The sequence below is a fragment of the Agrobacterium sp. 5Ca50 genome, assembly GCF_055381905.1.
In genome coordinates, this window is record NZ_AP026441.1 from 157,719 (window position 1) to 180,265 (window position 22,547).

17 protein-coding genes and 3 pseudogenes are annotated in these 22,547 nt (G+C 55.8%); 9 read left to right on the forward strand and 11 right to left on the reverse strand.

Annotated elements, in window-relative coordinates; all coding sequences use genetic code 11:
- Positions 1 to 15: 15 nt before the first annotated feature.
- Complete coding sequence (locus ACZ5FM_RS27465) at positions 16 to 3,315, reverse strand: DEAD/DEAH box helicase (RefSeq protein ID WP_464041599.1); 3,300 nt, start codon at positions 3,313 to 3,315, stop codon at positions 16 to 18.
- A gap of 199 nt (positions 3,316 to 3,514) precedes the next feature.
- A complete protein-coding gene (locus tag ACZ5FM_RS27470) occupies positions 3,515 to 4,072 on the reverse strand; it encodes a hypothetical protein (RefSeq protein ID WP_464041600.1) in 558 nt (185 codons plus the stop codon).
- A gap of 228 nt (positions 4,073 to 4,300) precedes the next feature.
- On the opposite strand from ACZ5FM_RS27470, the gene ACZ5FM_RS27475 reads away from it, so the two are divergent.
- The 8 genes and pseudogenes from ACZ5FM_RS27475 to ACZ5FM_RS27510 all read left to right on the forward strand — a co-directional run bounded on the left by ACZ5FM_RS27475 (position 4,301) and on the right by ACZ5FM_RS27510 (position 15,730).
- On the forward strand, positions 4,301 to 5,374 hold the full coding sequence (locus ACZ5FM_RS27475) for a hypothetical protein (RefSeq protein ID WP_464041601.1): 1,074 nt from the start codon (positions 4,301 to 4,303) through the stop codon (positions 5,372 to 5,374).
- 127 nt (positions 5,375 to 5,501) lie between these two features.
- Complete coding sequence (locus tag ACZ5FM_RS27480; RefSeq protein WP_464041602.1) at positions 5,502 to 6,269, forward strand: helix-turn-helix transcriptional regulator; 768 nt, start codon at positions 5,502 to 5,504, stop codon at positions 6,267 to 6,269.
- The gene (locus ACZ5FM_RS27485) at positions 6,269 to 8,899 is read left to right on the forward strand and encodes an AAA family ATPase (RefSeq protein WP_464041603.1); all 2,631 of its coding nucleotides are present in this window, start codon (positions 6,269 to 6,271) and stop codon (positions 8,897 to 8,899) included. The genes ACZ5FM_RS27480 and ACZ5FM_RS27485 overlap by 1 nt, the downstream gene beginning before the upstream one ends.
- Positions 8,900 to 9,547: 648 nt before the next feature.
- Positions 9,548 to 12,526: a hypothetical protein gene (locus ACZ5FM_RS27490; RefSeq protein WP_464041604.1), complete on the forward strand. Its 2,979-nt coding sequence runs from the start codon at positions 9,548 to 9,550 to the stop codon at positions 12,524 to 12,526.
- Positions 12,526 to 13,548: a hypothetical protein gene (locus ACZ5FM_RS27495; RefSeq protein ID WP_464041605.1), complete on the forward strand. Its 1,023-nt coding sequence runs from the start codon at positions 12,526 to 12,528 to the stop codon at positions 13,546 to 13,548. Before ACZ5FM_RS27490 ends, ACZ5FM_RS27495 begins: the two co-directional genes overlap by 1 nt.
- A 587-nt stretch (positions 13,549 to 14,135) precedes the next feature.
- A pseudogene (locus ACZ5FM_RS27500) lies at positions 14,136 to 14,500 on the forward strand (type II toxin-antitoxin system RelE/ParE family toxin).
- A 4-nt stretch (positions 14,501 to 14,504) separates the two neighbouring features.
- Positions 14,505 to 14,882, forward strand: a complete 378-nt coding sequence (locus ACZ5FM_RS27505) for an XRE family transcriptional regulator (RefSeq protein ID WP_464041606.1) — start codon at positions 14,505 to 14,507, stop codon at positions 14,880 to 14,882.
- Positions 14,882 to 15,730: a hypothetical protein gene (locus ACZ5FM_RS27510; RefSeq protein WP_464041607.1), complete on the forward strand. Its 849-nt coding sequence runs from the start codon at positions 14,882 to 14,884 to the stop codon at positions 15,728 to 15,730. The genes ACZ5FM_RS27505 and ACZ5FM_RS27510 overlap by 1 nt, the downstream gene beginning before the upstream one ends.
- Before the next feature lie 130 nt (positions 15,731 to 15,860).
- On the opposite strand, the pseudogene ACZ5FM_RS27515 reads toward ACZ5FM_RS27510, so the two are convergent.
- The 9 genes and pseudogenes from ACZ5FM_RS27515 to ACZ5FM_RS27555 all read right to left on the reverse strand — a co-directional run.
- A pseudogene (locus ACZ5FM_RS27515) lies at positions 15,861 to 16,091 on the reverse strand (TetR/AcrR family transcriptional regulator); the annotation flags it as partial.
- Complete coding sequence (locus ACZ5FM_RS27520; protein WP_464041608.1) at positions 16,052 to 17,104, reverse strand: RHE_PE00001 family protein; 1,053 nt, start codon at positions 17,102 to 17,104, stop codon at positions 16,052 to 16,054. The gene ACZ5FM_RS27520 and the pseudogene ACZ5FM_RS27515, both read right to left, overlap by 40 nt.
- Before the next feature lie 112 nt (positions 17,105 to 17,216).
- A complete protein-coding gene (locus ACZ5FM_RS27525; RefSeq protein ID WP_464041609.1) occupies positions 17,217 to 17,516 on the reverse strand; it encodes a hypothetical protein in 300 nt (99 codons plus the stop codon).
- Between the two features lie 83 nt (positions 17,517 to 17,599).
- Complete coding sequence (locus ACZ5FM_RS27530; RefSeq protein WP_464041610.1) at positions 17,600 to 18,217, reverse strand: hypothetical protein; 618 nt, start codon at positions 18,215 to 18,217, stop codon at positions 17,600 to 17,602.
- A gap of 474 nt (positions 18,218 to 18,691) precedes the next feature.
- The gene (locus ACZ5FM_RS27535; RefSeq protein ID WP_464041707.1) at positions 18,692 to 18,886 is read right to left on the reverse strand and encodes an autotransporter outer membrane beta-barrel domain-containing protein; all 195 of its coding nucleotides are present in this window, start codon (positions 18,884 to 18,886) and stop codon (positions 18,692 to 18,694) included.
- The gene (locus ACZ5FM_RS27540) at positions 18,844 to 19,425 is read right to left on the reverse strand and encodes an autotransporter outer membrane beta-barrel domain-containing protein (protein WP_464041611.1); all 582 of its coding nucleotides are present in this window, start codon (positions 19,423 to 19,425) and stop codon (positions 18,844 to 18,846) included. The genes ACZ5FM_RS27535 and ACZ5FM_RS27540 overlap by 43 nt, the downstream gene beginning before the upstream one ends.
- The gene (locus ACZ5FM_RS27545) at positions 19,407 to 19,886 is read right to left on the reverse strand and encodes a hypothetical protein (RefSeq protein WP_464041612.1); all 480 of its coding nucleotides are present in this window, start codon (positions 19,884 to 19,886) and stop codon (positions 19,407 to 19,409) included. The genes ACZ5FM_RS27540 and ACZ5FM_RS27545 overlap by 19 nt, the downstream gene beginning before the upstream one ends.
- A 101-nt stretch (positions 19,887 to 19,987) precedes the next feature.
- Complete coding sequence (locus tag ACZ5FM_RS27550) at positions 19,988 to 20,599, reverse strand: hypothetical protein (protein ID WP_464041708.1); 612 nt, start codon at positions 20,597 to 20,599, stop codon at positions 19,988 to 19,990.
- Between the two features lie 41 nt (positions 20,600 to 20,640).
- Positions 20,641 to 20,802, reverse strand: a pseudogene (locus tag ACZ5FM_RS27555) (hypothetical protein); the annotation flags it as partial.
- A 496-nt stretch (positions 20,803 to 21,298) separates the two neighbouring features.
- Between ACZ5FM_RS27555 and ACZ5FM_RS27560 the strand changes: the two are divergent.
- Positions 21,299 to 22,225, forward strand: a complete 927-nt coding sequence (locus tag ACZ5FM_RS27560; RefSeq protein ID WP_464041613.1) for a GAF domain-containing DNA-binding protein — start codon at positions 21,299 to 21,301, stop codon at positions 22,223 to 22,225.
- Positions 22,226 to 22,547: the final 322 nt, after the last annotated feature.

A 22,547-nucleotide genomic window follows, 5' to 3' on the forward strand; every position in this document is an offset into this window, starting at 1 on the left:
GTTCAAATCTTCAATTCAAGGACTGCATTGGAACGTGAATGGTATGGCCCACGTGTCCATTAGCAGGGATTGTGTTGCGGCGAGAATTTCCAGCTGCCCTTTATCCTGCTGTCGGATTGCCTCCGATTTCGAGTACCCAGGCTGGACCGCGGTCATCTCAAAACGATAGTCGAACTCGCTCCAGCGGTTATGCCATTGGATCAGATCGATAACGCTGCCCTTCTCCAACCTTGAAAGCCCAAACTTCTTCTGTATCGCCGTCTCGCGTTTTCTTAACCGGGCGAACAGGAGATCCGGCCGTTCCCTCCAGCGGATCGCCTTTTGTGTTTGGCCACATACCTCGTAGAGATCATCAACCCTGGCGGACGGGGTAGGATCGCTCGAGTACTTGCAATGGAACATCGCCACCGTGATGACGTCCCCCTCTTTCTTGATCGCTACGACGTCTGCGGATTCGCCAGAACCGTCATCGTCGAAAACAACATCGAACCCACCGTTCTGCAGCAGTTCGTCGATGACGCGGCGCTGGATGCTTGTCGCATCCTTCTTTCTGCCCTGTGACTCCTTCCTGATGTTGACGCCTGACCAGTCCCGGACGACCAGGCGGTCGGGATCGAACGGCGGAGCATGGTCATCAGGCAGCTTGAGCAGCTCGGACGCCAAAAGCATGTTTCCGTCAGCGAAGTAGATATGGGGCGGATCGTCCTTAAACCAGGAGACCAGATCCGTGGTCTTCTTGCCGATGCGGACGCCGCTCGCGGCGGTCGGGGTATAATGCGCACCGGAACCGTCTATGGTCATCATGACATCGACAAACCTGTCATCTCCGCCGACCCTCATGACGATCTCGGTTCCGGGCACCTGGGATAGGATGCGGATCTCGCAATCGTAGAACGGGACCGAGACAGCGCCGAAAACTAGATCGACACGGTCATCATCTACATGGAGGACCGCCTCCGGCCAATTAATGGCGACGGCGTGCTTTTCGGGCATCGAGGTGAGCTTGGTGGGCTGAACCAAGCGACGCAGAATACCGTCGGGCTGGATTGATGAGTCCTGCAGCTTCGCACCGATGACCTTGCACCACTCCATCCAGCCTGCAAAGCCATGCACCGACTCGTAAGACCAGATCTTTCCCTTCGTGGAGCAACCGATCGTCGACTTGCCACTCGCGGTGTAACCCTGGCCAAAGATGTTCGTCTTCATCCGACCGCGATTGGCGGGGTCGTCGGTAAGCTGGGGAGCGATGTCGCTGCCCATGAACTGGGAATACCTGATTGGCTTCCGGACCGCTTCCGAAAGGCCAAGATGGCTTAGGATTAAACGCTTGTAGCCGTCCAGCACCCTGAAGACGTCGTCTCCGCGAATTCGCTTCGCATCGGCGCCGGCAACCTTTTCGGCCAGCCTAGCGTGAAGATCGCTCAGGTTCGAACTGCTGACGTAGAGAAGCTGCCGCTCGTCATCCCAATGGCATGCGTACAGGTGATACGCCGAATTTACGGGCTGGCGCATCGACGTCCACTTGAGCTTCTCTTCGGTTTTCAGAACCCAGACCGCAAGCCGCTCGGCGTAGTTGATCGACGGACCTTCGATGATAGAGCCAGGTCCATAGGCTTCGACGATCCTGTTTGGATCCCATCGTTCGCAAGTGGTCTCGTATACGACCGCGCCGAGGCGAGGTGTCACCTGATCTAGTGGAAAATCCGTCGGCGGCTGATCGAAACCCTCGAACACTTCCTGCCGCCGCTCTTCGCGGGCGGTGTTACGGGTTCCGAGACCTTCGAGCAGATGGTTCCAGTCGGCGTCTTCATTATAGAGTGCCTGAAGACTGTCCCGCATGCCGGCGGCCACGACGTTGGCGATCACCGTCGCATCGCCGAGGTCTTTCCGCGTTCTGGTGAACCGCCCGACGAACTGAACGGTAATTGCTTCGCTCTGATGCTTGTCGTGAAGCGCCGCAATCTTGAGTTCGGGAAGGTCGAAGCCCTCACCTAACATGTCTACGCACACCACGATCCTGCTCTCTCCAGACCTCAGCTTCCGGAGCGCCTCCAGCTTCGCCTTGGCGGAGAGGCTGCTGTAAACGATGACGGGATTGTACTCCGGCAGAAGCTGGCAATAGAGACGATGCAGCTTGACGGCGGTATCGATTATCCGACAACGCGCCATCGCAAGATGAACATGGCCCTCGGCTTCGTCTTGGACCAATGCAGCCTTTACGGCCTGGATGATCCGCAGGTCGGCGTCGTCCCGGTCGAGACCGTAAATTGGCTTGAAGTGGATTTTCTTGAAGTACCCCTCGGCATACGCCTTGGCGAGCGGGTAGTTGTATATGAACTTGCCGTCGACGCGTCGCCCGTCGGTTCGGTACGGCGTCGCGGTGAACTGCAGGACGGTGCGGCTCGCAAACTGCCCCCTAAATTCCCGCCACATCTTGGCGGCGATATGGTGTGCTTCGTCGACGAAAAGGTGGCTGATAAGCTCCGCCATCCTCAACTGGACTTCCCCGTTTGCCTTGGCGACCGCGTCCATCGTCGTAACGACGACGTTGACCCGCCTGAAGATGCCGTCGACCTCTTCGACCGACTTTGGGACTTTATCGAGGGTCGCAACGATGGGCAATTTCGCGTCCACAGCGAGACAGCCGCTATCCTTGAGAACCCCGAGGCTCAGGAACTTTTCCGAGATCTGCGTCCGCAAGGCATCGCTTGGCACGACGACAAGAAGCCGCTCGACCTCGGCGACGGCCATCAGCGCTAGCATCGTCTCGGTCTTGCCAGTTCCGGTTGGCATTACGATGGTCGCTGGGGCGGAAGAAGCGGTCCAATGGCCGAGGGCGGCATGTATCGCACCTATTTGCGGCTTCCTAAGACCGGGCTGGACAACGATGTCGCCGACGATACGCTCTTCGGTAAAGGTGAACGCCCCTCGCCAAGATCGGCGGATTTCGTCGCACCTGCCTTCGAATTCCTTGATCGAGATGCCGGTGGCATTGGCTGCGACGGGTTTGATCCAGACGCCAGGGGTCGAGTCTTTCCGGAATTCCGCGAGGCTTGCCGCCGCCGGATGGCGCAGTATCTCGTCGCTGGGCAGAACCACGTCGGTCCTTCGGGGGATCACTGCCACCTCGCGCCGTCCATCGGGACTGCGGAGAAACAGTCCCCGAACTCGCTTTTCGGTAAACTCGTTCGCAGTGGCGATCAGCTTGCGCCCGGGATGGCCGAGTTTCCTGACAGATGCACCGTGGATTTTACCAGCTATCGCGAATTGCGGCGGAAGCGAAATTTCCAGATCTTCTTTGAAAAGCGTATCCACGTCGCCTCCTGGCAAATGAAATGCGGACCCTTGACTGTACCCTCAAAGGTAGTATGGCTCCCCGGCCGCCGCAACGCCGAGAAGGTCGGGCGACCTCTTGCAAGCCGCCTGTTCCACAAGAGAGTTCGAACGGAACGATTGCACTACACGGCCGAATGCTGCCCGGCTGGCTCGATGGTATCTGCGACCCGGAAAGCGTCTACGGGTCCATGTCGGGAACGTCAAAGCTGAGATTGCTGACGTTGCGACGATCGACCCAGACGTGCTCCCGTTTTACCGCACCCGGATCAGCGGCTTTCGTCGTGATGGCGAGTATGGCGACTTTCACATCGGGAAATCGTGGCTGGGGAGCGTCCATAACACCAACGAGCACCGTCAGCCCTTGCCGCTCCATTTCGGTAACATGGTCCTGAATGTCCCTATAGAGGCGACGCCTATTGGGTTCCTGACCATCCCTTTCGATTTCCTCGCTCAATATGAACCCAGCCAGGTCAATCCATTCGGGCAGGTTTGCGATATAGTCGTCGTGCCCCTCCGGGACGGCGTGCTTGTGAACCAGGATGCCGGCGCACTTCGCCGCGTCTCGAATGGCCTTCTGGGTTTTCAGTGGCACGACCGACACCTGTTCGAGGTAGCCGTAAGTCTCGATCAGATCTTCCGCCGCCTTGTTTGCACCAAGCGGTATGCGCGGAGCGTGAAGCTTGCCCGTCTCGTACCCCAGCGCGACAGCGATCCTGTCGAGATTTTCCACGCTCACCTTTTCACCGCGCTCGACCCGCTCTGCGGTCGATACCGAAACAGTCAGACGCCGAGAAGCCTGGCCTGATGGCGAATTTGTGCAACAGGCTGTTGCACTATTGCCCTGGGGCCATAGAGTATTTGTTGATTACTCATCACCCGCTTCACCGTGGAATCACATGCACGGTGAAGCTGCGGCAGGCGGTGGGGCGGTCGTGAGCCGCTTTGTCGAATTCGATGCACCAAATTGGAAAGTGCTGATCTGATGCGGCTCATTTTACCGCTCGCCGAACAGCTAGACAGAGCGGCGTCCGAGCTTTTGGCCGGCGGTCCGCTGAGCAGTCGATTGGCTCTCATACTGATCGACAACGCATTCGAGTTGATGTGCCACCAGCGGTGTGTGGAACTAATCGAGGAAGACGGCCGGGCTTCGATACCCGCATTGACTCTGAAAGATAAAGCTGCCGGACGAGGTCAGGCGTTTGACGCGAAAATTACTCTCTTAAAACGCGCTGACTTTCTCTCCGAACCAGACGCAAGATCGGTTTTAATTCTACATAGCTATCGCAATCAGCTCTATCACGTGGGCTTGCAAGACGATCCCGTCATCGGACCTCTCGCCGGCCTGTATCTCAAGCTCACGCTTGCTCATGCGCCACAGCTGCTTCGGCCCATCCGGTTCCTCCGTTGGGAGGAGCCTCTCGCAAACGGCAAGATCGTTGTACATTTTCCGGAGCTAGAGGGCGCCCGTAAATATTCCTGCAAAGCGGACATCGCTGCTTTTTGCGGTCGAGTCGCCGCGCGCACCGCACCTTATCAGCCATCGCTGAAGAACGCGCTTGCCGACCATCTGTCTGCTCTCGCCGACAGGTCTGAGGCCGACTTCAACTTCATCGCCCTGGGGCGCAGCGGTAAGGATGATCCCATATCGACGCTGAGACGCATTCAACTCGAAGCGGACACGATCGACGAAATTGTGCGCAGTCATCGCGAACGCGAGCGGCAATTAAAAGCCAGGCAGCTCCCGTTCGAACCTTTCGATCCGGGCAAGCTCTCAATCGCGCGCGGAAGTCGTGTTCTTGTTGAGGCTAATGAAAAGCTTCTCCCCAAGTGGAAACCTCGCCACGCGAAATTGCCGTTTCCGAGCTGGCGCCGGCAAGCCGAAAAGCTGCGGCAAGGCGCCGACAATCTCATCGTCCTCGATCAGTATGACCGCCTGCATCGCCAAATCGACGAGTTCGACGAAATTATGGTCGAACCGATCCAAGATATGCACGGGTGGCATCAGTATCAGGAGGACATCGCGATGGACCGCCGATGATGCCAGTCCTTCCAAGTGATCTCTCAGATTCGCCGTCCGATTGCCGGTGCGCTGCCGGTTTGTTGCCGACCGTCCTGAATTTGATTGTTATACTGTGCCTAAATCAGCAATTACAGCAGAGGCAACAGTGAAGAAAGTCATTCCGGATGGAAGTAAAATCAAGACGCTCAGGACTAACGCTGAGCATGTCTCGACCCAAAAAGAGCTGGCCTATGAAGTGCGCGTCAGTGAGCGAACGCTGCGCGAGATCGAGAACAAAAATGCGCCGGTAACAATCGGTGTTCTTGATCGTCTCGCGAAGGTTCTAAACGTCCGCCGCGAGCAGATTTCGTTTCCTTGTGACAATACCCCGCCAGAGCCGCCACCTAGCGGGAATATCTTTTCTGAAGCCTTAGCCGAGTTTCACAAAGAGTGCTTGGTCCCCAGATATGATTACGACCTCGCGAACGTGACGATGGACGAAGGTTTGTTGTTCAAGCAGGCAAATAGCTCGAACGACTTTGCCTGTGAGATCATGATCTCTCTAACAGATGAGGCAGCCGAATATACGCAAGAACTTGTCGCTATTCTGGACGGCCTAACCTGGTCAGTTCGCAGCATTCTTGAGAAAGTATCACCAAGCGAAGAAATCGCCATCCGCCGTAGGATCAAACAGCTTCTCGTGCTCCTCAGAGGCAACGACGTATGGGTTTACCACACTCATCTATTCCGTCGGCTGCCAGAACGGCACACTCCACTTCCCGAGGGCGAGTATGCCGACCTCTCCTCGCGCTTCATCATCGCGCTTGCAGCCCCCGCTGAGTGGGGAGAAACGTCAATCCGCGTACCCATCGACCATGGCCAGCCGTTCATTCTCCCGGCTTTGAACTACGAAAAGAAAGGTGGCAAGGACTGATGGTTGACGCACAATCTACCAACGAAGAGACCCTCACCGAGAACCTTGCTTTCGCCGAAGTGCTCGCGTGGTCCACGACGCGACCGGCGTGGCAACGGGACGCGTTGCGCCGTCTCGTGCAAAACGAGGGTCTGGATGCCGAGGCGATCGGCGAGCTTCTCGAAATTTGCCTTGATCCGACGCTGCCGCATACGCCACTCTCAGACGCAGACGTGTCATCTCAAACTATTCTGGGCTCGCCGGTAAGCGTGCTCAGAATTGAGAACCCCACCGGCGTCAACGCCCTCGCCTTCGATCAAAAGCTTGAATTTGCGCAAACCGGACTGTCGATCGTTTATGGAGATAACGGTTCAGGCAAATCTGGCTACGTCCGCATCCTGAAACACGCCTGCCGCACCCGTGATCGCAACATCACAATTCTGCGCGACGTCGAGGATGCAGCCGCCACCCCCCAGAAAGCAAATATCGTTTTCCTTCGGGGCGCCACAGAGGATGAGTTCGCGTGGAGCGCTGACGCGCCGAGCCATGCCGATCTGCCGTCGATCAGCATTTTCGACTCCAGGAGTGCCAATGTCCACGTCGAGAAGACGAACGCAGTGGCATATATCCCGCAACCAATGCGAGTTTTGGAGGCTTTGGCCTCAGCGTGCGATCAGTTGAAGGCAAAGCTCGACGATAGGCTAGCCGATATTGATGCCAAGACACCATTGGCGATCAAATCGCCTCAACTTCAGACCGATACCGCTGCCGGCGCCTTCGTTCACAACCTTTCCGCAAAATCCAGCGTCGCGCAGCTTGATCTGCTGGCGCAGTTGTCAGACGCCGAGACGGCCCATCTTGCGACAGTCGAAAGCGATCTGGCGCAGGATCCCAAACGTGCCGCGGCGAAAATCACTTCCCAAAAAGCCAGGCTCGACGACGCTATCTCCAAACTCAAAAACCTGGTGGATGCGGCCTCTCCAGCGGCCTTTGCCACGCGCGCGGTGCTGAAGTCCGAATGGGAAACGAAAGCCGACAGTGCCAAGCTTGCTTCAAGCTCGCTCTTTGCCGCATCGCCACTGCCCGACGTGGGCAAGGCGACATGGCGCGCACTATGGGAAGCCGCCCGCAAATATTCGGACGAGGTTGCCTATCCGACCAGGACGTTCCCGCACCCAACCGGTCTTGATGAGCTTTGCGTCCTATGCCAACAGCCTATGGGACATGACGCTGTAGCGCGCCAAATCACCTTTGAGAGCTTCGTCAAAGGCTCGACTAAGGCTGACGAAGAGGCTGCGGAAAAGGCTCACAGCGACGCGCTAAAAAAAGCAGCTGGCAAAGGCATGGATGTTGGAGCGCGCCGTCAGTTCATCAGCCTCGTCGCCAATGAAATTGGCGATGCTGCGCTGGCGGCCTCGCTTAAAGCCTGCTGCATTCAAGCCGCGTGGCGGCTTCGTGCCCTCCTCCGAGGCGCAGCTGCTCCAGGCCAACCCGCGATGGTGCCCGAGAATGAACTTGCCACCTTATCGGCCGGTTTAGCGACGCGTGCCCAGCAATTGTCCGCCGACCAGAACAGCCCAGAGCACCTTGCGCTGGTCAAAGAGTTTCGAGAACTCAAGGACAGAGAAGCGCTTGGGCCGTTGCTCGCGGACATCAAGGCGGAGATCGAACGACGCAAAACGGCGGAAGTTATAGCCAAGGCCGCGAAAGATACGGCGAAGCGGTCCGTCACCACAAAGAATAAGGAACTTTCCGACAAGCTCGTGACGAACGCTCTCCGCGGTCGATTCGCGCGTGAGATCGATAAGTTGAAACTTGCTCGCATGCCGGTAGAACTTCGAAAAGTAAAAGACTCGAACGCCGTTTCCTATTTTCAGGTTTGTCTTGTTGAAAAGCCTAACGAACCGGTAGGCGAGATCTTCAGTGAAGGGGAGCATCGTTGCGTCGCGCTCGCAGCGTTTCTGGCTGAGCTCGTTACCTCCAAACAATACTCCAGCATTGTCTTCGATGACCCGATGTCGTCGCTTGATCACATCCATCGCAAGGCGGTGGCCGCACGGTTGATCGAAGAGGCGGAACACCGGCAGGTCATCGTGTTCACGCACGATCTGACGTTTCTGTTTGAGCTTCGTCGTGAGGCCGATGCAAAGGCCCGACCGGTTTCATATCAGACCGTTTGCCGAAAACAGAGCCGGCCCGGCTTCGTCGAGGCTGAGTTGCCGATGAAGGCCAAGTCCGCGCAACAGTTGGCGCATGCACTGCGTTCGGAGCTTAAAGAGGCAAAGTATCAGTTTGATTCCTGGCCGGACGCAAGGCGAACTATATTCAGCAAAGGAATCATAGAACAGCTCAGGGAATCCTGGGACCAAGGCATCGCAGACTTCGTCTTCCCGGTCCTTGCGCGGTTTGACAATGCGATAAAGGGCAACAGCCTATTCAAGCTCGCGATCATTACCGACGACGACGTTAAGACTGTGACGGCCGCTCGCGGTCGCTTGTCGGAAGAGATGCACATTGCCGCAGAAACGCTTAATCCTGACACCGTCTCGCATGCCGACCTCGTTGCCGAGGTAGTAAAACTCGAGACATGGCTGGTAAGCATTCAGCAACGCCAGAAAGACGCGAAAGCGCCGGTAACCTCTTATTCCTAACAGCGAAAAACATACATCGACGGGTGCGATTAAGGCGGCAACCAGCTTGGTTATCTGTATGTCCGGTATCCTAGGTCTTTAAAATTCAGAGACAGAGCGCAGATGCTTCGAAGTTTTGCGAGATGGATTGAGAAAAGGCGCAATATCCGGCGCCGTTGCCAGGCTGATGCGCGGACACTCATCCGCGATGACGAACACGCCGCTTACTATAGCGCACAGCGTCTGGCTGCGCGCAGTCGTTCCGCAGGAGACATGGCTGAATTCTGGCATTGGGCGAAGGTTGCCTCCGAAATCGCACGCGTGTTCCCCCATGCCGGAATGGATCTACGCATTGTTTAGGCGATAGCAGACGAAGATCGATCGAACGGCCAACGTTAGGCGTCCCCCGCGGTCGAACGAACGCTTTGGCTAGCACAAACATCGAGTCCGCTCGCGGGGGGAAGTTCCTATCCTTCTGAAACGGATCACGATTTTGCGCCAGTCTATTTCATCATGTTTGGAGTTCCGCATGCGCATTGTACAGCCGTTGACGCCTCTTCTGGCGCAAGCAACGTATTTGAACTGTCAGCACGTATAAATTTATAAAGGATCCATTGCCGTCACACGAATTACGTGCATTAATTACTCTATGTCCGGGGGGATGGTGATATGAATGACGTTGTCAAGACGACAGATGGCGCCGAATTTCAGGGACTGAAAGGAACAAGGTCGCTAGGCGATGCCTTGTTCTTGTCCGGACCTTATAAGGTCGAAGACGCACCCAACGCTTACTCATTCTCACGATCGAATGCGATCGATGTAGATGGTAAAGACTGGACCGAGATACTTAAAAAAATTGGCGTTGCGGTCTCGGCGACAAACTCGGCGTTGCTACGAGCCTATGTCGAGAAGGCATGGAAGCTCGCCGGTGTGGCGCCCGACAACGCAACGATCGACGCAAACGTTTTTGATCTTGTCGAGCCTTGGCCGGCTTACGTGCCCGATCCCAGCGCAGCACGAAACGCCGTTGCAACCCCAGCTGACTATCCCACTTTCTTCAAGGGTCGGCTTGCTGCGTACAAGCTACCTCCAGAAGTCGATAAGACAATTGCGATTGTCCAAGGCTGCGTTTTGCAGGTGCCGACCAATGCGGGAATACGTTGGTACCAGCCGGTAATTGAAACCGATACCGGCGTCACCTATCCGCTACTAGCAGCCTTTCGTGATGGCGCTTGGGAAGCGCAATGGGACAAGATCACTGCTCTTGTCCAGGTGTTCTACCCCGGCGCAAAACCGGCCGATCAGGCGGAGCAGGACGCGGCTACGGCCAAAGCGATTGATCGCGCCAGAAAGCATTTTCCCGCTGTCGAGAACGTCAGAGCGGATGCAGCGACCATAGCGCGTCAATATCGAACACTGATTAATGAGGACGAGCTCGCTACAAGTCTTTCGGCGAAAGCGTCTGATGTCAGCAAGGCAATTCAAACATCTCAAGTTGAGGTCATTCCCGCTCTGATCGCGCAGTTCCGCGACCTGAAAAATTTCGGATCGGAACTTCAAGCAAAGAAACGCCAACTCGCTGATGCGGCGTCTGACCTCAACTTCCATCTTTTCACGGCGCCGACAACAATCACCGTTTATCAGGACGGGACAGGCGCGCCGGTGGCCCTCGATCTCAAAGAAGGTGACCTCTATGTGAAATCTAGCAAAACAGCATGCTGGACGACCTATCAGACCGTGACGCGCTCAAGCAGCGGATTCTTCGGGATCGGAGCAAGCAGCCGTAGCTGGCAGGTGCCGATCTACAACTCCAAAACCTTCGACTATTATGAGGCGGCAAAGATCGACTACGATCCATGGATCGAGGTGCTCGAACTTTACAAATCTAAAGGGTACAGCACGTTTCTCTTTCAATTTACTGAGCTCGGTCTCAGAGCTGCTGACGGATCGACACCCAGCGAGATCCTCTCGTTATGCCAAGAAAATGAGGATTTTCGCATCCACTGCGTCATCGCCCTGCCGCAGAAGGAAATCACTTTGATCGGTGAGACCTTCATTGTTGGTTACAATCTTTTCGTTCGACCCGTTCCCGATATCGTCGTCACTTCCTTCCCGGAGATCAGTCTACGGGAGCGTCTATCCTATCGATTCACATGGAGTGGGGTTTCTCTTGGGGAACTCGCTACGACGATCCCGCTGAGCCCGGGTGAGCAGCGGGAAGTCACGCTGAAGACCTCTGAACGATACAATAGCAGCCGAAGTGAAACTGCCACCTCTCTCGTCGACATTACGCGTATCGACCGGGCAGACTTTGAGACAGTGTTCGAAAAAGAGGTCCGCAAAGAGAACGAGACGACCACGTCGTTCAGCGGTGGACTATCAGGCTCTTATGCGGGGATCTCCGGAAGCGCAAACTTCTCGAAAACCAACACGACGAAGGAAGTGGCTCGACAGCTTAATCGTTCAGTGCAACGCGCCTCACAGGAGGTGAACCGCCGATCCAAGGAAGAGCGGAGCGTTTCTGTTTCGGAGTCGATCGAGACGACCAGCGAAAATACGACAACGTTCCGCGTGCGCAATATCAACGAGGGAAGCACGCTCAACATCGCGTTCTATCGCCTTTACAACGCGTTCGAAAGCGTCCTTAAACTCGATGAGTTCGAATATATCGTGCGAGGGGGGCGCTCGATTTTCGCATCGACCGATCTTGTGGACGAGATGGTGTTTGCTCGCGACGAGCTAACAGACCTTGTCGACTGGCTAACCGAGGAAGGTAGGTTCCCGTTTGATCTCACCAAGCTTACCCAAGAGCAAAAAGCAGCGCTTTCAGCAGAACTGCATGCCTTGGTTTTGGAAAAGTACAAAGAGTACCCTGGAAAGCCGCCAGAAGAACCGAAAGACGGTGATGGAGCCAGCGACGGCGCGCTTCACCTCTTGATCTCTGACAGAAAGAGTTCGCGTGACCAACGCATCATGACACTTCAGCAGAAGTTCCGGGACGTGGCAAACACTCTGATCGACACCAGCCTGATCGCAGCGGAAGATGGCGACCGAAGCAATTGGCTGTCCATGGTGCGCGAAAAAGAGGAAATTGACGATGATCTGATCGGGCTACCGTTCTGGCAAGAGAAAACTAATTTTGCGTACGATTCAGGCGGGCTCTATGTCGATGTCTACGTTGGCCAACGCCCCGCTACAGAGAAATACTCGGAGAATATGAGACGTCTCGAAGAAGGCCGAGTGGAAAGGGAAAACAAGCTCCTTGATGCGCGCGCCAGATATCTGGATGCTCGTGCCTCCAAGCAAATCGTGGGATTGGGGGGGCTGGTAGATCCCAGCAAGGTGTTCGTAACGGATCGCGATACGCTTCTTATGGACGACGGTCATGTAGAAGTGAAGCTCCGCCTTGTTCCGGGGTTATTGTGGAACCGCGGTTGGACATTGATCTTGTCGTCGCCTGTCAAATTCAAAGGTGGAAGCTTCTTGCAGGAAGCAACTAAAGTTGACGGCATTCTAATTTTCAAACTGCCTCGTCGCTTTTCAGAAGGCGATGATAACATCATCGACAGAACGCATACATGGTTCAAGCAAAACGTCACTCTTCGAAATGAGGACCTCGGCTTTAGCGTCAAGTACAAGGAGCCTTAATGATGCTCGCAAGCCCCGACGAAGGAGGCACGAATGGACCAAACATCTTTTCGGCGGCGCTGAAAGCCTCAACGACAGCTGCAAAATCCGTTGTAGCTTTAACTTGGAGCAGTGGCAATCTGAAAGGGAGCGAGCTGCCTGCAGAGCTGCTGACGAACCGCGCGCATGTTGCAATCTATTTGCTGCCCCGCACCTTCGGCACGAAATTTCCGATGGCAAGCGAGTTTGCAGAACTTTGGCAGTACGGCAGTTCCAAAAAACACCAGCTTGAGCGGGTAGGCCAAAAGCCGACGCGGTCAATCTGCCGGTTTCAGCTAAGCGAGTTCGACGGGAGCGCGACTGTCAAACGGGTGGTCAGCGCCACGCTCGAGAAGGCCATTGCCACGCTTCCACAGATGAGCCGCGGGGAGACAGCGTTCGACGAACGGTGGGAGCACCTTCGCACATTCGCAGCAAATGTCGCCGCGCGCCGTAAAAAAGAAGATGAGTGGACCGAAAAATCTCCGGACTTCGAGGCGACAGTCGAAAATCCGATGATCTTACTGGAAACGCGTGGCCCCGGAACGGACACCTACGCTGCCAATGGCGAAAATCCATTGAATTCGGACGCCTATGCAGCGATTGGTCCCTTCGCTGCGCGCGCCTATCTCGAGGCCGAAATATCGAAGAAAGCGGGCGACGATCGAATCTTCGTGAAGCCGACCCGGGTCGGGGTAAGGATCTGGGACGACTACGATTTCAACGACAACCGAGCAATGAGCATATTATCGAGCGTCTTTGGCAAATACGCTTCTCAATTCCTAGGTTTGTGGAACGACGCGGATAAAGATGAAGTCATCGTTTTACAGAATTCGGACTTCCGAACGTTTCGAGAGCAGTTCATGCCAGTGTACAACAATCAAAAGCCACCTCCCGAGAGAAAGATGATTTGCCAGGATTTTTCGCCTGTGTCGAACTTCGCAACCCGGGCGATAGATACCGGTGTCGAGTATGAACTGCTTGGGATGAGCGCCACCGCCTAATCCGCTTTGATTTGGACTTAGCCGGGTCGATCAAGATAATCCGCTGTCTTGCTCAGCATCGGAGTCCGAAAAGTTTATGCAAATCTCGGACAGGGTTTCCCTCATACCCGCTGTCAGGTCGAACAGTGACCTTGCGGCCGCTCCTTCTCTCCGGCGTGTTTGTTCTCGTTTGCCAGTTCGTCCCCGCCTATGCGGACCCGTGCAAAGCACCTCTGCCAGCCTAGGCTGGCGTGCAGTTCTCTGGCACGGTTCGCTATGTCGGTGATGGTGACAGCCTTTGCGTGGGCAAGACGGCCGACCCAAACGCCTGGATCGAGGTCAGGCTCGCCGACTTCAACGCCCCCCGAGCTTCACGAAGACCGGGGGGCTCAAGGAAAGGTCGCGCTCGAACGCATTGCGCTTCACCGTGAGGTGACATGCACGACGGAGCGCGGCCGCAGCAGGCGGGTGATCTCATTCGATCGCGTCATTGCTCGCTGCCGCGTCGGCTCTCAGCCCATTGGTGACATGCTTCGCCAGGCCGGAGCGCCGGAGGGCGGCAACTGATGCCGGCTTCCACCATTGACTTAAAATAGCCTGGAAGCTATATGGATTGGGACGTCAGACTGCATGATGCCTTCGAGGCGGAGTTTCAGGCTTTCGCGAACGAGGTGCAGAACGAAATGCTTGCCCTCGCAAAGCTGCTGGCCGAATTCGGATCGCAACTTGGTCGACCTTACGTCGACACACTGAAGGACTCGAAGCATTCCAACATGAAGGAAATGCGCTTTTCAGCATGCGATGGCGAGTGGCGAGCCGCATTGCTTTCGACCCAGCGCGAAACGCAATCCTGCTTGTAGCGGGAGACAAGTCGGGCGGAAGTCAGAAGCGTTTTTATAAGCAGCTTATCGCAAAGGCGGACAAGCGGTTTTCCGACCATCTGGAAAACCTGAAATCCGTAAAGAAGGAATAGCCCGATGGGACGCAGCATTACGGACGTCATCGCTTCGCTGCCCCTCGACCAGCGGGAGCAGGTTGAGGCCCGCTACCAGGAGCTTCGGCAGGAGGTCGAGGGTCTGCGCGAACTGCGCCAGATCGCGGGGAAGGCACAGGAAGATGTTGCCGGTGTCTTGAACATCAAGCAGCCCTCGGTTTCGAAGATGGAAAAGCAGGCCGATATGTATCTATCGACGTTGCGCGGCTACATCGAGGCGATCGGCGGCAAGCTCGAACTCACCGTGAAGCTGCCTTCGCATCCGCCCCTCAAGCTTCACAGCCTGGGCGACGTGATTGCATCGAATACGCCGACGCGCGGCCCCACCCGCGTGCGTAAATCCGCCAGTGTCCGCTCTTGATGCTTCAGTTCGACGGCAATTGGCGGTTCGACAGTCCCGGCGCGATAGAGCCCACCGTACAAAAGGGCTTTCGCGACCTGATCAATCGCATCGGCGGACAAGGCCAACGGAAGGCCATTCTGGAGCATTTCAAGGCGCGGTTCTGTGCGGCCGCCAGCGCCGAATATTGGCCGAGCAGCAACGAGCGCTTCGCCTCCGAAGATCTCGACCGAGATATGGAACGCGCCGGTGAGAACGCTCCTGTCTTCATCGAAGCATTCTGGGACGCATGCCGGGAGCTTCGGGCACGCAATCCAGCGATGACCATGCCCGACGCCGCGCGGATCAATCGCATCCTTGCCGACGCCAATGCCGGCTATCAACTCAATCCCCCCATGCTGATCGCCACACGCGTCCACATTCCGATTACCGTCCCGGACGCGCCGCCGTCGCTCGATATCCAGGCACGAGCGCTCATTCATGAGTCCCTCGACACGTCTCAGCGGTTCCTGAGCGAAGGCAATGGCCGTCAGGCGGTCCAGGAGGTCCTTTGGCTGCTGGAAACCATCGCCACCGCCTTCCGCGGCCTCAATGTCGACGACGCAAGTATCCAAGGACGCTACTTCAACAAGATCATTCCCGCCTTGCGTCAGCGCGGCCGAGGGCATCAGGAGCAGATCCTGAGCTGGATGATGACGTTGCACGGATACCTTTCGTCGCCCACTGGCGGCGGCGTGCGCCACGGTGTCGACTTGCGAGAAGGTCTCGCGCTTGAGATCGATGAAGCGCGACTCTACTGCAATCTGATCCGCAGCTACCTGACGTTCCTTATCGCGGAGCACGAGCGACTGGGCAGGCAGTTCTCCTGACGATCTGGATAACGGAGACCTGGGGCTTTTCTTCGCCTTCGGGACGACCCCAGATCAGCCAGCGCGGGCGGCGCGATCGAGCGCACAACACGACGAACATCTCGTTGGCGATCAAGAAAGTGAGGCGTGATCACGCCTCAGCAGGCACCGCAGTTCCGACAGGCCAGCTCGACATTGCCTGCTCGGCCACCGCCTGCAGCATCTCCCGGCTGAAGCCGCCTTTCGCCTGAACCGCCAGGCCATGACCCATGGCCAGCACGAACGCCGCGAGCGCTGCGGGATTGGCGCTCTCCGGCAGATCGCCGGAGGCTTTCGCCCGTTCTAGGCGTTCGACAAGCTGCGCTTCCGCGGCCAAACGGAATCAGCCGCTCTCACAAAGGTGGCAATGGAGGAAGGCGAAGATATCCCAATTGATCCTTCGACACAGAATTTTTGGGAACATCGTGCCAGCCGGTCATGTTCTTTTAAGCCAATCTCGGCTGTCGCGACGAACGCTTCGGCGATTGCCAGCAGCCGAACTTCGCGACTGCGATGGCGGCGGCGATCAACGGGAATGGTTTTCAGGCCGGTGTTGATGGCGGCAAGATGGTTTTGCGTGGTGATGCCGGCCTGCCGCAGAAGCGACGCAGAGAGTAACCGACCAAGCCACGGCGCGTGCTGCAACACATCAACACTGTTCCAGGCGTCCAACACAACAATCGCCTGCAGCATCGGTGGCAAGTCCTTGGACTGTCGCAACACTGTCCGCCATTCATCAAGCCGCGCGTCTTCGTCCCAATCGAGATCGTAGACCAACGGATCTTTTTCGGCCGGGTCTACCCGGCCCGGTGTTTGAGCTTGGGCAATGGCGGCCTCGGATCTGGCGAGTAGCGCATCAATTTCAGCGAACTCATCGAGCAGATCTGGATCATCGTCTTCAGACGCCCCATGCCCTGCCGCGAACGGTTCGTCATCCGCGATCTCATTTTTCGCGTCGGCTCCTGCATCACCCAACGATGTTGCAGACCACGCCTGCTCGGTTCGGTCCTGGCGTAAGCTACGAATACCGTCCGGCGACAGCGCCCAGTCGGGCGGTTGTGCAACAATCCGCCGGCGTGTTTTCAACACGTCGCGGGCGATGGTCAGTTCATGGGTCGGGGCACGCACATCGCGGGTCGCGTCGTGCAGCACCAGGTCTTCGAGATGCACCAGCTCACCATCGATCCATAGCGAAGCACACGCGTCGCTGAAATTCTGGCGTTCACACCAGCCTGCGCCGACGGATGAGCGGGCAATGCGCTCATCGAGGCGACAAAATGCTGCCGTGGCATCGCTGAGCGGTCTCAGCAGGGTGTGGATGGGCAATTTGGAGAGATCGTAAACCATTGAAATCATGGTAAATGATTTGTTAAACGAATGCTATTCGTATTTTAGTGTTCGCCAGTGGGTATGGTTACCAGTTGGTATATGTACCATTGATAAGTAATGCTTATCAATGGTTGATTTTTCAGAACTTCCAGTTGGGCTTATCGCTCTCGGTGAGCGTGATCAGCCACTTATCGGCAGCGATCTTCTTGGAGATCTGCTCGACGCATTCCAAGCCGATAGACATATCTCCACCGGCATTCCGATCACAGTAATTGGCTACGCTATCTACGGGGTAGAAGCGCCAGAAGTTCGTTCCAACCACAATTCTGGAATTGTGCCCTTCGGTCTCTGCGATGGAAATCACCCTGGTCGTGATCACCAAGTAAGCCAGCACCACGCAGCCCACCCACTTCACGATTTTTTTCGTGTTATCGTCCATAATACCCCCTTTTCAATGAGGGGCGTTTCGCACACCTTCGTTTAAATTTTGATAGCGGCGAGGATGCGATTTTAACAGTTGGGTTAGTAGTAGCGTTTGAGGACAACTTCGGCTTCCATCGCCAAATGTTCATCACTTGTTGCCGTGGGATAATCCGATTGGACCCATCTTCGGAGAGTTTGAATCACGACGGGTTCCATAACTGCGCTCGACACTTTCATTAACGCACCGCGTGGCATCGTTCTAAATAGATACGCTTCTTCTCGGAGGATAAGACGTCTGTCAAAAGCCGAGTCGAGTGGGCCATTTTCTCCTGGTGATGTGAATCGACCGGCTGGATGCAGTGTTAGACCATACAAGAGTAGCCGAGCTTCGGCTGGTAGGAGATAAATGTCTTCTAGTGCCCGTTTCCGGTTTTTCCTTTTGACGAATGGACGGAGCACCAATTTTAGTAAACCTCGAGAGATTGCTATAATCAGTCGAACGAGCCAGGTGGCAATTCCTACAGCAATTACCCCGAGCGATACAGCTGCGGCTAAACGCGCCCACTTCAGAGCCTCGATATAAAACTCAGTTGGAGGAAGAAGACCAATCCAGAACAACAGCCAATACGTGCTGGATATAATCAACACGGTGACGCCGTAGACAATTGCGTTTTTGAAGAGTTTTTCCAGGCCGTTAAGAAGTTCAATTGGATTCAAGATGCACGTCCCGATTGTTTTATGATTGTATACGCCCGGAAAGGTGAAGTGTTGTTTAAGGTGAGCCGCGTCAGAATCTCCCGTATTAGACGGTGGAGCGCAGCCGCTGCTCGTCTACAGGAACTGTTGCTCTTTCCACGGTTCCTCACCGTAGACGTTCTCTCCCCCCCGCGATACACGCGCTCATCGAGTGTTTTGAAAGATTGCACTTGGACAAAACGTCCGTCACCCTGGGGCTCTTCGAACTGACTAAAACGTATCCAAGAATGGCGATGAGTACGCGGTAGAAGGTGAACATTAGGACTCCCCGGATGCCGAGAACCTAAACTCACAGAAGCGTTTGTTTCAACCAAATATTGCGACGTTGATTAATGCACAGCTTCACAAACGAGTTGAAGCATCAGCTACAAAGCTCCATTGCCACAAGAATTCATGGTTCCAAGGCAAGGGGAGGTAGCCATGATCGCCCGTCGTTCAGAAAACCACATTCAGCTTCGCATTGGCGCTATGGTCTCGGGCATCCGCACCGATGCGACCGCTGTAGCTGAGGCCAAGTGTGGCGTTTGCACTAAGGCTCAAATCGACCCCTGCCTCAATAACCAGGGCGTTCTGATCCCTCGGTGTATTTAATATCGTGAAGTTATCACCCGTCGCAAAACGCGCGTCGATGTCGTTGCAGTGTCACCAAAAGTATGCTGCCAACCTACCATGCCGCGTAGTGTCGCTGCACCCTCACCCAGCCGGACGGTACGCGCTGCGCGAGGACCCAGCGTCGTGGTGGTGGTATCGGTAGTATCGCCATCAACGCTGAGTGCAGCGGAACCACCGGTTTCCGAGAAACCGTCGGTTTTGATGCGGATATGTGCCAGATTGACGAAGGGCTCAAGCGCGGTTACAGCAAGCGCGAATTTGTAGCCAAGTTCGCCAAAGAGGTTCACTGTATCGGCATCGTAATCCGAAATTAGACGCTGATTAAGACTGGTGACCGAGCGTGCCGTATCAATGGTGCTGAAGGTGTAACCCGCGCCGGCACGGAACGAAAACGAACCCCATTCGCGCCCCGCGTAAATCCCGACATGATAGTTATCGCTTTCGGCTTTCTCACGGTCAGTTCGCGCCGTCGAACCACTGTAACCGCGGTAAAGGCCGAGTTTCCAGTCATCGGTTATCATCCCGTCAGCACCGATGATCACGCCGCCTGTCGACACGTGCTCGACAAAGTCCCGTCCGTACCATCAATGTCGCTCCACGCGCCAAATCCGCTGGCCCAGACGCCAAAACGTGTGGGGTGCGTTCCCTGCCCTGTCGGATCATCAAAACTCGTGAAATGTTCCGAGTTGGTTGAGGGTGCTACCTCCCGAGCGTAACCAAGAGGCTGAAGACCATTGCCGGTTACTGGAGGTAGATTGGGGCCCTTCATACGATCATTGATCATGGTATTGAGCGACTGTGCGCCGCCAATCAGCATAGGCGAGGTGTTCGCGTGAATTTCGCCGGACAATTCACGAAATGCGAACCTCGCGTCTTCTGCATTCATTGGCAGAATAGCATTGTAGAGTTCGAGTGATTGTCCAGATTGCTGCAACGTGTCGAGTGACCCGGCGACAGCTTTTTCATTTACTGTCTGCGCAGCACCTGAGAAGCCTCCAAACCCGTTGTCGATGCCCAAAGTTAGAACAAGGTCGTCGCCGACAATTTCATAGGAAACGTCAAGAAAAGCCGAATTGTGGGCATGCGTGGTGAAGTCACCGTTAGTGCCGCCGGTTGAGGTCAGGATCTTATAGATCTGGTAGTCGCGGTAGCTTGTCTGCGGATCAAGAAGGGTGACAGCAAGTGTGCGCCATTGGTCACGTCCCCCGAAACCGAGGTCAGGTCACTGGTAGCAGTGGAGACATCAACGGCATAGGTGGAACCTGCGTCAAACACCAGATCGCCAGCGACGTTCATAACACCGATCGCGCTGGCCAGACCTGGTGACAAGATGCCGCCATTGCCGATGGTATTAGTGGCCCCTGCCCTGCCAGCCGTGCCATTGCCGCCGAACACACCCGTGCCCAACACGTCGATCGTGCCACCCAGCAGAGCGTCGTCATAGATGAGACGGCCGCCGCTGACAGTGGTGAGACAGGTGAATGCCGTGCTGTCAGCGGAAAGCAGCGTTGTGCCGGCCAGATGTTCGATTGTGCCGTTACCTGCAAACGCGGAATCGAAGCTGTAATCCGTGTCCGTGTGGTTGAAGACTAGGCTGCCATTGCCTGCACCAAACAGGATGCGTTCGGCGTCGATAATACCCGCTCTTGTCGCGGTATCTCCGATCGCCGAGCCAATGTTGATCGTGCCAGTCGAACCGCTGTACACCGCGACTTGGATTGTGTTGTACAAAATGTTCGTAGAAGTGCTTCAACCCCGAAGGCACCTCCATCAGAAACCGTTAGAGTGCCATCGCCGTATCGGCCTATTTCATAGTACCAGTTATTTTTCCAACTTGAACCGTCACCCGTTACGGTTATTGTCCCGATCGCCCCGGTTTCCTTTCCCGTTTCACCCAAATACGTATTGACTTCGCCACCGCTTTCGTCTGTCACCTTTCCTTGCCCGTCATGTCCATGTATTAGCGGTAAGTTTTGTACCGGGGCCGGAAACCAGTACGTCGCCCACTCCGTCGGAAGAGTAGCCGATCCACGTGTACGTTGATGACACCGTGCCGCCGCCTGTGATCAGCAAGCTTCCTGACGCGTCTCTCCCCACATAAACGTTAACAGTACTCCAATCCGGCAACGTTGCCCCACCCGGCGTCACATCCCCCGTGACCGTAACCGACTGCCCGTAAACCGGCTTCATCAACGCGGTGGAGCCCAAAAAAGGCCAAAACAAACATGCGAAGCGTGTGGCTGGTCTTGTGGTGCATATTGGTCCCCGGTGGTGGTCCTGACGGCGTATCGAGACAATTCAAACACGACTTGGACGTGCGTCAATATGGTAATGCCAAACCGACATGAGTTGCGGACGAGTGGACAAAGTTTTTGCGTTTTGCCTCTTTCAAGGTTTCTGAACCCTGTGGTCTGATGAGGTGATTCGTCCATGCACCAACAGAAACGACATCGAAGCTGGCCTGTCGGGGAGTTGAAGCACCAGGCAGCGCTCGACTGTGTGGTCGCGTGCGGTGACCTGTTGGTCGGCCGTCCGCATGATCCGGCAATTGGTGATGTGCTGGCCCATCTCGGTTCGCGGCTCGGTGTCGATCGTGCCTGGATGTTTGAATATAACGAAGACCTCACGCGCTTCCGTTATACGCATGAGTGTTGCGCGAGAAATGTTTCATCCCATGTGGAAGACCTGCAGGATACGCCGGTATCGATGATTGCGTGGTTGCATGCAGCTTTGCTTGAGGGCAGGGCGGTGATGATTGACGACGTGACCACGTTACCGTTTGCCGCCAAAACGCTGAAACGTGAAATACTGCGCCAAGGCGACCAGAGCGTTCTCTCGGTGCCGGTGTTCCATGCCAATGTGCTGAGGGCTTGTATCGGCTTTGACATGGTCAAGGCGCAGCGCAACTGGTCCAATGATGATGCGGCTCTTTTGGCAGGTTGCGCACGGTTGATCGCTACGGCCCGTTACCATGATGGGCAAACTGATGTTTTGGTTACCGCAGAAGAGCCTGGTGCGCCGCTCGTCTATATCGGCCATCAAGGGGGCAATCGTGGTGTGACGCTTCGGCAAATTTTCGGGGTACGCTCCCAGCGAAATGAGACGCTGGTCTGGCTTGAAGATGGAACGACGGCACTGGATCGTCGAACCCTGACTGAGTGGCGCGTGCTTCTCCCGCCTGCGCTATTTCCCTCCATTCATCGCACGGCCATCGTTCAGCTCAATCACATTTCCGCCCTCGATAAACATGGTGGCAACGGCGTTAGCTGGTTTGTGCGTATGCGAGTAATTGATGAGCACTGGCCGGTTTTGCGGACCTATCGCCGGGAATTGGTGGAGAGGTTGGGGCTGAAGTAGTTTTGTTGGTCCTGTCGCCAAGCGCTCAACCTAGACGTTGATCTTGTGGGGCAGGGTAGGGCGGAACTCCACTTTTGATGATTATGCGAGAATTACTCGACCCGATTCCGTCCCCAGCGCCTCGGTGTTCCCCGCGGGGAACTCATCCATATGGCGCTTCACCAGAGAGAGTTCCCCGCGGGGAACTTTTGACATCTCTTCAAACTAGCCGAACGAACTGTGAGTCATGCTCTGAGCGCTCGGCCTCCGGTTTGCCGCCATTTGCGAATCGATATAGGTTCCGTAACTACGCAAAAACTAAAAACTATCGATTATTTGCGAA